Genomic DNA, 12,839 nt, shown 5'->3' on the forward strand with positions numbered 1-12,839 from the left:
TCAACGAAGCCCCTGTTCGCGCTGCCATTTCATCACCGCATTCTGAAACACTGTGACTTCCGTGTGACGCGGATTCAGACCGAACTTGATAATACCACCAGGGGTTTCTTGATAAATCTTAAGGACCTTTGCATTTGCTTTTCCGAATCCTGCTGCTTTGTAAAACGACAAATCCAGACCGGCAAGCGCAGTGGCACGGATGGTAGATTCACCTGTGAAAACAATGTTCGCTGCTGTGTTGTCACCACCAAACGCCAAACCGAGGCGATGATGTCCCGCCGGCAGAAGCCCCTTTGGAACCGCTGATGTGTATTCTTTTCGAGCAATGACCAGTTTTCCTCCGACAACAATTGACGTGCCGGGTTGGTCCGGATGAGGGAAGAAATCCGGCTTCGCCGCAGCGTGTTGCTTTGCTTGTTCATAAAACGGTCCGTAAATCCGTCGGCCATCCGCTGGATCGGCTGGACCAGATTTACCCGTGGCGTTAGCTGGCCCGCCAGCAGCGGCACCTTCAACCTTCTTGTTGCAGTCGATATTATGGACCCATACCCCTGCAGCGCCCACATAGTAGGTGTGGAAGCCATCGACCTCGATATTAAACACCTGCGCCGTCGTGCCTGTGTCCTCGACCGCCGTGATGGTCGCGGAGCTACCGTCATGCAATTCGAGCACCTTGCCGGCCTTCAGGAATTCCGCACCGGTCCAGCCAAAGTCGCGCACGAAGAATGGGTGGTTCGGCGTCGCCAGGATGGTCGAGGCAATGCCTGCTTCCGTCACCAACTGCACACTATATATAGTCTTGTCTTCATAGACAAAAATATTATTCACGCGGCGATAGGTGCGGGCGCCCGTGTCCTCGGGTTGCGATAGCACCAGCTGGCCAACCCGGATGGCATCGATCGCCACCAGGCCGTCCCTGGACCATACCTGGGTTCCGGCGACAAAACATCCATCCGGATCTTTCGGAAGATTCGGCTTGCCGGTCTTGTTGATATCGTCCAGCGGAGCCACGCCTGGCTTGGGGCCGACGCCGTCGGGCGCGCCCGGGCGCGGACCATTGCCGCCCTCGGGCACGCGGCCGCTCGGGTTGACCGGACCGTCGAGCGGCTTCGGACCAGGCGCCGTCAGCGCCTTGGCGGCAGTCGGACCCGGCACCGCCGGGGCAGCCGCGCTCGGCTTGGCCGGCGCCGCCGGCGCATTCGCGCTCGGCTTGCCCGGCGCCGGTGGCGTCGTCGGCGTAGGTGGTTTCGGCGGTCCGGCAAGGCGATCGGCAGCTTTCGCCGCACCCGATTCAATCGGCGACACCCCGACCGGTTTCAGGATCTTGTTGTAGTTGTCCATCACCGCGTGATTGACCCCGCCGGCGGCACGCTCGGACGGGAAACGAATCACGTTGTAGCCATCCGCCACCGCCTTCTCGCCGATGGCCTGGGTGGTCGAGGTGATCGGACCACGTACATATCCCGCCTCCGCCGCGATGGCCGGATTGGTCAGGTCGAGGACTTTCATCTCCTTGGCAACAATTTCGAAGCGGATGCCCGTGGTCGGGTTGATGTTATGGTGCGCCAGTTCACGCAGTGCCGTGCCAGGCTGCTCCGCGACATAGAATGCGCCCGCGCCGAAACGTCCGTTCGGGTTGATGTACTTCGGATCGATGCCGTTCATGACGCTCTGCGCCTTGCCCGGTGTGTCGGTTGCGTGGTAGACGTTCTTCACGCCTCCCGGCGCGGCGCCGCCAGCGGCCACGCGGTTCGCTTCTGCCGTGCGAGACGCCGCTAAGGCGCGGTCGGTCGCGGCCCGCAGATTGGTTTCCGGCAGGGCTGCCGAGAGCGGCGTGCCACGTGCATCAGCATATGCCGCTTGGGCGTAACCACTACCCTTGCCACCTGTCTGCGCATACGATCCCTGGGCCGCTGCGCTGCCGCCCTGCTGGGCAAACTGGCCCTGCGCGCCGGCCCTGGTATTGGCAGCCAATTCCAGTTCGGTGCCGGCACCGATCGCCAGTTCGCTTGCAGTTACCGCCTCGGCGGCCGCGCCGCCGCCGCGCAGGCCGCGGTACGCCTTGCCGGCCAGCGACACGGCGCCCTTGGCCAAGCCGACCCCACCGAATGCCAGCGACGCGGCGGTCGTGGTCTTGTCTCCCGCCGCCACGCCCGCCAGCAGCGAGTCCGTTCCACTGTCGGACGTATACGCAACCTTGAAGTCATTGGCGACGCCACTCAGCCATCCTGCGGCTGCCGCATACGCCTTTCCGGAATTGTTGCTGATCGAATCGCTGGTGAGCGTGTTGAACGCCGTTTTGATGCCGGACGCAATACTGTCCTGCATTTTCACGGCGTCGTTATGCGCATCCTTAAGGAAGCCTACCTGATCGCCCAGGCCACCGCTGCCGCCCAGTCTCATGTAGATGTCGTCCAGGGCGACAGTCTTGGCGATCGAGCCCAGGCCGATCACCATGTCGCCCGCATTCTTCAGCACGCCAAGGCTGACGCCCGCAGTGCCGGTGATGCCGCGCTTGATGACCGACTTGCCTTCGGATTCGAGCTTTTCGGTCGCGTAGGCGTGCATCGCATCCTGTACCGCGTTTGAATCGACGTTGGTCAGGCCGGTGAAATTGACCGCGTCGACGGCGCCCTTCACTAGCGGCGCGGTCATGATCGCGCCCGCGCCAATGGCAACATCGCGCATGTCGGTCAGGGCGGCATTGGCATTGCGTACCGCGTCGAGCGGACGCGAGACGATCTGCAACGATACGCCCGTATAGGTCAGCACGCTGTCGACCTCGGCGCCGAGTACGCGATAGGCTGCGGCCGCGATGCCGTTCGAGGCCTTGGCCTCGCTGTCGGCAAAAAACGCTTTGGCTTTGCCCTGCAGGCGGATATTCGCGTCGACGCCCGTGCCGACGACGTCGGAAATGACTTCCTGCGCGCTTTCGGCCGCGCGGATCGGATCCGACGCCACCGTCAGGGCGGTGCCGCTGGCCGTCAAGGCAGCATCGATGCCCTTGCCCGCATAGGTATACAGCGCAGCGCCGAGCTTGCTGTCGGCATGGGCAGCACTGTCGGCGACGCGGCGTTTGAATTCCGCCTGGACGGAAATATTGGCGTCCAATGCCCTGTCGGCCAGCCTGCCGGCCGACTTGACAACCACGCCGGCGGTGTGACTGATGTCGTCGGCAAGCGCACTGGCCGTGCTGCTGACGTAGTTTCCTGCTTTGGATACATACTCCCCAGCACTGCTGACCAGCGAATTCCACTGGCCGCTCACCGAGTTATCTTGCACTTGCACGGTGCGCACCGGCACGGGCGCGGTGGCGGCGGAAGGCGCTGCAGCGGTCTTGGCACTGACTTCCACCGCTGCCGCCCTTTCCTCTGCAGCCTGGCGCGCGGCCGCATAAGCCTTGGCCTCGGCGGCAGCCTGCGCTTTGACTTCGCGCTGGTGTACATCGACTTTGTTACCGCGCTTCCATACCTGCTCGGCGACCGTGCTGCCCGTGCCGCCAGCAATGTAATCCGGAATGGTCAGCATCGTATTCGCCTTGACCTTGTGGGTGTCGACGATCTGGTTGGCGTTCAGGATCTGCAGGCTGTACTCGTGCACCTGCTCTTCGGTGGCGCCTTTCGGCAGGTTAGCGCGCGCGATGCGGTCGGTGGAACCACCGAAGTCGCTGGCCTTGACTTTTTTCGGCGCCGCCGGCGCCTGCTCTACGCTACCGTCGCCACCGAGCGCGAGCGGCTGTCCCTTGAAGCTGATGCCGCCGAGCATGTCGTAGCTGAAGTCGCTGCCCAAGGCCGCGTCGAGCAGATTGCGTGGCCGCGTGCCTGCCTGGGCACTGTTCGGATTCGGCTTGGCCGCTGCTGCGGCCAAGCTGGCTTCGGCTTCGGCCTTGGCATCGGCTTTGGCCTTGGCCTGCTGCAGATCGCTTTCGGCTTTCGCCTTGGCGGCATTGTCCGCCATCGTACGTTGCACAGCCGACACGCTGGCGTTGTACGAGGACGACGCGGCGCCATGGGCGGCCTGAGCGGCGACACCCTGATCACGGCCGGCCCACTGGGCGAAGGCCTTGCCAACGCTCGATCCCAGAATGCCGACCTGGGCACTGAGGACATCGGCGGTAAACAAGGTCTTGTCGCCACCGCGCTGGCCGTAGGGATCGTCACCCATCGCCACGAATGCCTTCGGCATCAACTGGCCCACGACGCTGCCAGCCACGCCCCCGATCGCGCCTGCCCACGCATCTTGCTTGTTCAGTTTTGCGGTCGCGGCGCCGACAACCCCTTGCGCCAGCGCGTCAGCCACGCCGGTGTATCCCTGCTTGGCCACCATATCGTTCACCGGCATCATCAAGGCGTTCACGCCCACCGAACGCCAATCGATCCTGCCGGTCGAGACCAGCTGGCTGGCGATGCTGGTACTGGCACTGGTCAACTGGCGATACGCCATCTCGCCCGGCTTGGCCAGGCCGCTGTCGTTGAGCAGGCCGCCGACCGCGTCGCCCGCTGCCGCGCCGAGGCCGGCCGCGGCGACCGAGCGCCAGTTGAACGACTTTTGCTCGCCCATCATCATGCTCACGCCCTGCTGCGCCACGTTCGACAAGGCACCCTTGATGCCGGCGTTGACGATCGAGGAGCCGGTATTGATGCCGCCGCTCAGGTTGCCGACGCCGGCGGTCAGGGCCCCGCCCAGCGCCCCCATCGCCACCGCTTTCCAGCTGAAACTGTCCTGCAGGCCGACCGCCATGCTGGTCACCTGGGTGACCACGCTGACGGCGGCGCCGGTCAGAGCGCCCGCCACCACGGTGGCGGCCAGGCCGCCGGCGGCGAAGCCCATGCCCTGCGCCAGCAACATCATCTGCGGGCCCAGGAAGCACGAGGCGACCACCGCCACGATGATGACCAGCACCTGCAGGAAACCGCCGCAACCGCCCTTGCCTTTCGGCGGCGGCGATTTCAGGTTCGGCAGCTTGCTGCCGACAATATCGTTCTCGTTGTAGACCTTGTGCGCGCCCGCATCGATATTGCCCGGACCGTTGGCCGACGGCACGCGCAGCACCTGGCCGGCTTTCAGGGTGTCGTTGCCGGACAAACCGTTGGCGTCGGCAATCAGGTACCACAGGCTGGCATTGCCATACATCGCATCGGCAACGCTCTTCAACGATTCGCCCCCCTTGACGGTGTACGACTGCATGCCGCCGCCCGGGAAGTCCTTGCCGTAATTCTCGAACAGCGCATAGTTCTTGCTGTCGAGCACAGTGTAGGCGCCATTCTTGATGCTGGTGCCCGTTTCCGCCACCGGGTTGCCGGCCGCGTACAGGTAGTCGACCCGGTCGCGCGTGGCCGCCTTGCCGTCGTCATGCACCTTGCCGATGATATGGTCGGCATTATCGTAGACATAGGTCGAGATTTCGGCCCGGTCCTGGCCGTCGCCGCGGCCCTGGTTCATCATCACCAGCTTGTTGTTGCTGTTGTAGGCGAAGGTGGCGTTGCCGCTGGCGTCGCCGTAGGCGCGAATGCCCTTCTCGCGGCCATCGTTGTAGTAATCGTAAATGTAGTTATAGGTCTTGGTCGACTTGCCGAAGGTGCGCATGGTCGACTTGCTGATCTTGCCCGAACCATTGAACTGCTGGGTGATCTCCTGCCCTTCATTCTCGTGCTTGACGTACGGCGCCGTGTTGCCGCCCTTGCTGATGACCTCGACCAGCGTCATGGCACGCAGGCCATCGTTGAAAGTCAGCGGGGCGTAACTGCTGTCGAAGCTCATCTTCACGCGCGTATCGGTGCGGCTGGTGAGCATGTTCGAGGCATTGTCGTAGGTCTTCGCCACCTTGCTCCACTCGACCCCGTCCTTGACCTCGCGGTACACGGTGTTGTTGCCGACGATATCGTACTGCCACTCGATTTCCTCTTCGTGGGTCAGCACCAGGGTGCGGCCCAGCAAGGTGGCGTGGGCATCGGCGCTGAAGTTGCTCAGGCCATTGTCGGCGGCAATCTTGGTCCAGCGGTTCATGTCGGCGTACTTGCGCAGCGCGATCGCCTTGAGCGCGTCCTGCACCGTCGCGCTGGCATACGTCGGGCTGCCGTTGTTGTTGCCGCTGACGTAGCGCGTATCGCTGTCGGCGACGCCGTAGTTTTCGGACGGATTCTGGGTAAACGCCTTGACCGGGCGGTTGCGGGCGTCGTACAGATAGACCGTGGTGGCGCCGTTGGCGCTGCGGTAGCTGCTGCGGTTGCCCGCCGCGTCATAGGTGTATGTGCCCACGATGGCGCCGGCCGGGCCGCCCTCACGCAGGTTGAGCACCCGTCCGGCGCCGTCGAAGTTGGTGCCATGGTCGACCGAGGTTCCGCCGCCACTGCCCTGTACCCGCACCTGGTTGCCCACCGCGTCGTACGTGACGGTTTCTTCCAGGCCGGTGACCGCGTCTTTCCAGTGCGTCATGCGGCCCAGCGCATCGAAGGCGTAGTCGATCATGCGGTTGTGGCTGCGCCCTTCCGTGTCCACCGCGCCGCTGGTGGTTTCGCCCACGCGACGGCCCAGCAGGTCGTAGGAATAGCGGGTCGATACGCCGGTGCCGAGGTCGTTGATCTCGACCAGGCGGCCGGCGTCGTCGTAGCTGCGGCGGATATTGCGCGCGCCGGCGAGCAGTTCGCTGGCCGTGGCGCCGGCCAGGCCGCCCTGCTGCTGGTTGCCGCCGCCACCGAACTGGGGCCAGGTATTGCGCGGCGCCGCGTTCAGGCTTGTTTCGCCGGTCTGGCGGCCGAATTCATCGTAGCTGAAGACGACCGCGTTGCCGTCGGCGTCGACCGAACGCAGCAGGCGCGCAAAGCCGCCGTACACGCTTTGCGTGGTTTTCCCGCCACCATCGGTGGTGGCGATCAGGTTGCCGAACACATCATAGCGGCGGTAGCTGGTCGACGTGCTCGAGCTGCCGTTGACGGTCGGGTTGGTGGTCACGCTGACCACCCTGCCCAGGCTGTCGTAGCTCATGCTGCGCCGGTGACCCCAGTAATTGCCGGTATCGTGTTCGGCGGTGCGGTTGCCGCGCGTGTCGTATTCGAATTCGACATCGCCCTGCTGCAGCACATGCCCCTGGACATCGTAGCGCAGGACGGTCACACCGCCATTGCCGTCGATGACCGCCGTGATGCGGCCGAAGCCGTCGCGGGTATAGGAGGTGCTGCGGCCGGTGGCGTCGATCTCCTGGATCATATTGCCGGCCTGGTCGAAGCGCGTGTACCTGGTATAGCCAGCCTCATCGGTAACCTGCACCGTATGGCCGAGCGCATCGTAGCCGAATGTCTTGACCTGGCTGAGGGCGTCGGTCTGGCTGATCTTCTGGCCCGCCGCGTTGTAGCTGTAGTAGGTCGTATTGCCCGCCGCATCGGTCTGGGCCAGCATATGACCCAGGTAATCGTAGGCGTAGCGCGTCACGGGACGGCGCAGTTCGGTGCCGCCGGCCGCGACGAAGGCCGTGTCGTACTGGGCCAGCTTGTTGCCGTTCAAATCGTACTGGGCGAACGTGCTGGTGCGGTTGGCCCCGCCCTTCACGCCCAGGGTCACCGTCTCGAGTGCGCGGCCGTTGGCGTCGACCCGGTATTCGCGCCAGACGCCGTCGGTCTCGGTGCTGCCGATCTTGGCGTTGAGCGCGTTGTAGGTCGACTCGATCGAGTAGCCGGCGCCGCTCGCGCTGGCGTTGAGGACGTTGCCGGCCAGGCCGGTATCGAGCGACTGCAGCAGCATGCCGTTCATGAAATCGGCGGCCGTCATGCGACCCAGGTAGGTGCCGGCGCTGACCGACGGCCCGCTCATGCGCGCACCCTGCTCGCGCGCCTGGACGACGTCGGAATAGCCGCCGCGGTTGCTGTTGACGTCGCTGCGCGCCTGGCTCCACTGGACGATCACTTCACGGCCCTGCGCATCCGTGTACCACATCTTGTAATCGAAGCTGGACGCCGGCAGCGGCACGTGGTCCATATTGTAGCGGTAGTTGCCGCCGCCCAGACTGCTCATCAGCACATCGTTGCCGAAGGTGGTGCCGTCGCCGCTGCCCGTGGCGCGCCACGAGAAATGCAGGCCGGAGGCGGCGCGCGCCGCTTCGGCCGCCGACAAGCTGGCGTTGAAGGCGACATCGTGGCCCTTCTGCACCCACTTGCCTTCGTCGACATAGTGGCCGTTGCTGCCGAACAGGCCGCTGTGCCAGACCAGCTTGGGTTCCCATTCCTGCCACACGCTCGCGGTGCTCGAGACGCTATGCGGCTCGGCCACCTTGTCGGTGTAGTACAGGCCCAGCGCGCTCGAAGCGTAATAGCCGGTGCGTACCAGCAGGCGACCGTCGTAGCGCTCGGTCTGGGCCAGCTGGCCGCCGACGATCACGGCCTGGGTGCTGCCGCTCGCTGGCGGCGTCCAGCTCAGGGCGCCGAACGACGCCGCCTTGCCATCGGTACCGGTGGGGGCGAACATCACGTGATCGATCAGGGTTTCCACGCCGTCGGCGGTGACGCCGCTGATGACGATCTCGTAGGTGGTGCCGGCCCTCAACGGCTGCTCGGCGCCCAGGGTCAGCTGGCCGTTGGGCGAACCGGTGGCCGCGAACGGCAGGCCGCTGCCGGCCACGCGCCACTGCGCGGTGATCAGCGAGAACGCGGTGCCCGGATTCGATACCGAGACGTTGTAGGCCAGCTCGATGCCGCCCGCAACCACCTTCTCGGTGGTACTGGTGGCCGAACCGACCCGGTCGGTCGGCGCCTGGAACGATTTCTCGCCGGTGGCAAACGCCACCCCGTCGGTGCCCTGCCACTGCAGCTTGAAGCCGAAGCTGTTCGGGTCGCCGTTGATCGGCAAGATCGCTTCATAGTAGCCATCCTGCGCCAGGGTCATGTGCATGACGCCGTTGGCGTAGCCGCGCGGACCGTACAGCAGGTCGGGCGCTACCACGTTGCTGCCGAACTTGACGCGCACCGACATCGTCGCCGCGTCCGGACGATTGACCTGCACGTCCTCGACTTGCTGCGGCATCACTACTTTCTGCTCGCTCGAGTAGACGCGGTTACCGGCATTGTCCTGGGTGATGACGCGGTAGTAGAGCGTGCTGCCGTAGGCCGGGCGCGGCAAGGTCGTCGTCGCCGCGCTCGAGGCCAGGTTGGCGCTCGACTCGGACTGGTTGGCGTAGCTGGCCAGGTCGGCGTGCGAGGAGGTGTCCCACAAAATGTAGGACGACATCCCGGCCGTGCCGACGTTGTAGTTCAGGGTCAGCACATCGGTGACGGTCGCCTTCATGCCGGTGGCGGCAACGGCCTGGTTGCTCATTTCACCGGTATAGGTCGACACCGTGTTGCCGGCCGCATCGAAGAACTGGCGTGTGCCGCTGTTGTCGGGCTGGATTACCTGGACCGTGCGGCCCATGCCGTCGTAAGCGCTGCGAATGGTCGCGCCGGACTCGTCCTGGGTCCAGCTGCGGTTGCCCACGGCGTCGTAGGCATAGCTCTTCGAGCTCACCCCGGCGCTGATGTTGAAGTCGAGCGCCGTGCTGCCGCTGGTGCTGAAGGCCGAGGTGCCGGTCGATTCGGTGACCAGCTGGCCACGCGCGTTGTAGGCATAGGTCTTCGACTCGTCGCCCGCGCTCGGGGTGGCCAGTGCGCGCAAGGAGGCGTAGTCGCTGGCCACCGTGGCCAGGTCGACCGCGGCGCCGAGCGGCGTGAGGAAGTGGCCGACCCGGGTCAGGCGTGCCTGGTCATCGTACTGGTACAGGGTCAGGGTGCGGCTGGCGTCAACCGAGCCGATGCGGCGGTTGCGGCTGTCGTAATAGGAATACTCGGTCTGCTGCGCGCCGCTGCCGGCGCCGACGATCTGTTCAATGAGATTGCCGGCCTTGTCGTAGACGCGGCGCGTGACGAGCACCTGTTCGGTCTGGACGTGGGTGTTCTGGTCGGTCACCATGACCGCCGGCGCGCGCTGTTCGATCATGCGGTTGGCGCGATCGTAGACGAAGGTGGTGGTGGCCACGCTGCCACCCGGCGCGGCCGGAATGGTGGCGCGGTTCAGGGTGGCGGTATCGAGTGCGGTGGCATACGCGCGTTTCTTGACGACGTTGCCGCTGTTATCGAAGTCGTAGCGGGTCAGGTAACCCATGGCGTCGACCTGGGCCACCAGGCGGTTCAGGCTATCGTAGTAACCGAGGCTGCGGCCACCGTCAAGCGCGACCGATTCGACGATATTGCCGAAGGCATCGTACACGGAACGCTCTTCGGGTGTGCTCAGCGCCAGCGACGTCGCCGGGCTGGCGCCGCTGGTGGCCAGGCTGGCCAGTTGCACCTGGGGATAGACCTTGCGCGTCAGCCGTCCCATCACATCGTATTCGAAGCGGTAGGCGCGCAGCTCGCCCACGGGCGCGCCCGGACGCACGCCCGGATCGCGTGCGCCACTGAGGCGCGTCATGTACAGGCGCTCGGCGCTGCGTTCGCCGAAGGCGTTGAAATCGTACTCGTGCAGCACATTGTCGGCATCGAGCTGGGCCACCATGCGCTGGCCGGCATCGTAATAATTGGTGGTCAGGAAGCCGCTGGCGTCGGCCGTCTGCACCACGTTGCCGAGCCCGTCGTAGCGGTAGGTCACCGTGCTGGTCCGGTACTCGCTGGCGTTGGCGCCGACCGTGTACACATAGGTAGCGGCGAACGACATGCTGATCTTGCGGTTGTTGGCGTCGTAGATGTACTGCTTGCTGCCATCCTTGCCGTATTCGGTGACCACGTTGCCGTGGTTGTCGTAGGTGAACGACTGCACCGTCTGGCCGACGCCATTCTGTACCAGCGCCAGGCGACCGGCCGCGTTATAGGTGTTGCGCATGATCCGGCCTTCGCCATCCATGCTGACGATAACGTTGCCGTGGTCGTCGTACTGGACGCTCTGGGTGATGTTCAGGCCGCCCGGGTCCTGGGTCGAGGCCAGGCGCCGGTTGTCCAGGTCGACCGTGTACGTGGTCAGGCGCGCCGGTTCTCCGGCCGCGCTGACCAGGCTCGAGACCAGGTTGCCGGCGCGGTCGTATTGCGAGGTGGTGACGGCGCCGTCGGCCGCCGTCTGGCGGGTGGCGCGGTTGGCCGCGTCGTACTCGGTCTTGACCGTGCGCGCAATGCCCAGGCCCGCGGCCTGGGTCACGCCGACCCGGTTGCCGGCCGCGTCCAAGGTGTAGACGGTGCGGTAGCCATCGGCGCCGATGGCGGCGCTGTGGCGCCCGCCCTTGTCGAATTCGGCGCGCACGATGCGGTCGTTCGGACCGGCGGCGAGCACCGGCACGCTGGCCAGGTCCACGCTGCCACCATACAGCGCCGCGTACTGGTGCGCTTCGATCTGCTTGCCCGCCACGTCGTAGCGGTAGCTGGTCAGGTAGCCGAGCGGATCGAGGGTGGCGCTGATGCGGTTGGCGCTATCGTACCAATGGGTCGTCAGGTTGCCGTTGGCATCCTTGACGGTGCGCCGGTTGCCTACTTTGTCATAGGTGTACTCGGTGCGCGCGCCCAGGGCGTCGATCTCGGCCGTCTGGCGGCCGTTGCCGTCGAATTCGCGCAGCACGCCGCGCGGCGCGTTCGACGCGCCGGTGAAGGTCGCGCTGGCGTTGCCGTCGACGTCATAGACATGGCTGACGGTCTCGCCGCCGGTGGTGGCGCTGAGCACGCGGCCGTTGCGGTCGTAGGTGTAGGTAGTCACCAGCGCCAGGCCGAAGCGGTTGTGATGGGTTTCGGCGGTCGGCTTGGTCAGGTGCGCCGAGGCGTACTGGTAGGTCACCACCGCGCCGGCCGGCGTGGTTTGGGTGACCAGGCGGTCGGCCAGGTCGTAGGCGTAGGTGGTGGCGCGCGCGTCGGGGCTGTTGGCCGCCACCGTCAGGCTGGTACGGTTGCCGCGCGCGTCGTAGGTCGAGGTGCTCAGCATGCCCAGGCCATCGGTGGTGCTGGCGACATGGTTCAGTTTATCGTAGCTGGCCGAGCTCGTGACCGGCTTGGCCAGCGCGGCCGCGGCGGCGCTGTAGCGCGCATCGCCCGGAGCGATCAGGTAGGCACCGTTGACAGTGCGGATGCGGTTGCCGAACTGGTCGTAGGTGACGCTGCTGGTGTAGCCGAGCGCATCGGTGGTGCTGGTCAGGCGGTCCAGCAGATCGTAGGTATTGCTGGTCGTGCGCGCATCGCTGCCATCGGCCTTGGACAAGGTGCTCGACACCAGCGTGCCGGCCAGGCTGTAGACGCTGGTATTGAGGGCGCCGTCCGCGCCCAGGCTGGTCAGCAGGCGGCCGGACGCGTCGAAGCTTTGCTGCGTCACCCGTCCTTCGGCGTCGCTGACCTTGATCCGGTTGCCCTGGTAGTCGAGTTCGAAGGTGGTGCTACCGTTCATGGGATCGGTGACACCGACCAGGCGATTGTCCAGGTCGAAGCGGTAGCGGGTATGGTTGCCGGCGCGCGGCGTGCCGTTGACGCTCTCGCCCGCGATGGTGGCGGTCAGGTTGCCCGCGCCATCGTAGAGATTGCGCGTGGTGACGCCCTTGGCGTCCGTGATCAGGTCGACGTTGCCGTTCGCATCGAAATGGAATTTTTGCTCGGTCTGGTCGGCATTCGAGCTCAGGACGCTGGTGCGGTTGCCCCTGGCGTCGTATGCGAAGGTGGTGTACTGGCTTGGGAAAGCGGCGTTCACCAGGCGGGTGAGCTGGTTGGCGCTGTCGTAGGTGTACTGCATGGTGCGCTCTTGCGCGGCCAGGCCGGCGCCCGTCGTTTCGCTCGTCAGGTTGCCGTTGGCGTCGTAGGTGCGCGCGCTTACATAGCCGAGCGCGTCGGTCATTTGGATGACGCGGCGGTTGGCAT

At 65.3% G+C, this 12,839-nt stretch carries 1 protein-coding gene (running past one end of the window); it reads right to left on the bottom strand.

From position 1 onward, the window contains the following. Positions 1-12,839, bottom strand: partial view of a polymorphic toxin-type HINT domain-containing protein gene (locus PO883_RS18605; RefSeq protein WP_289311082.1) — the final stretch only. Its footprint extends 19,924 nt past the window's final position; the window shows 12,839 of its 32,763 coding nt (coding positions 19,925-32,763); its start codon lies off the right edge, out of view — the gene reads right to left on this strand; its stop codon occupies positions 1-3.

Origin of the sequence: Massilia sp. DJPM01 (assembly GCF_030348125.1) — a bacterium.
Classification (GTDB): domain Bacteria; phylum Pseudomonadota; class Gammaproteobacteria; order Burkholderiales; family Burkholderiaceae_D; genus Telluria_A; species Telluria_A frigida.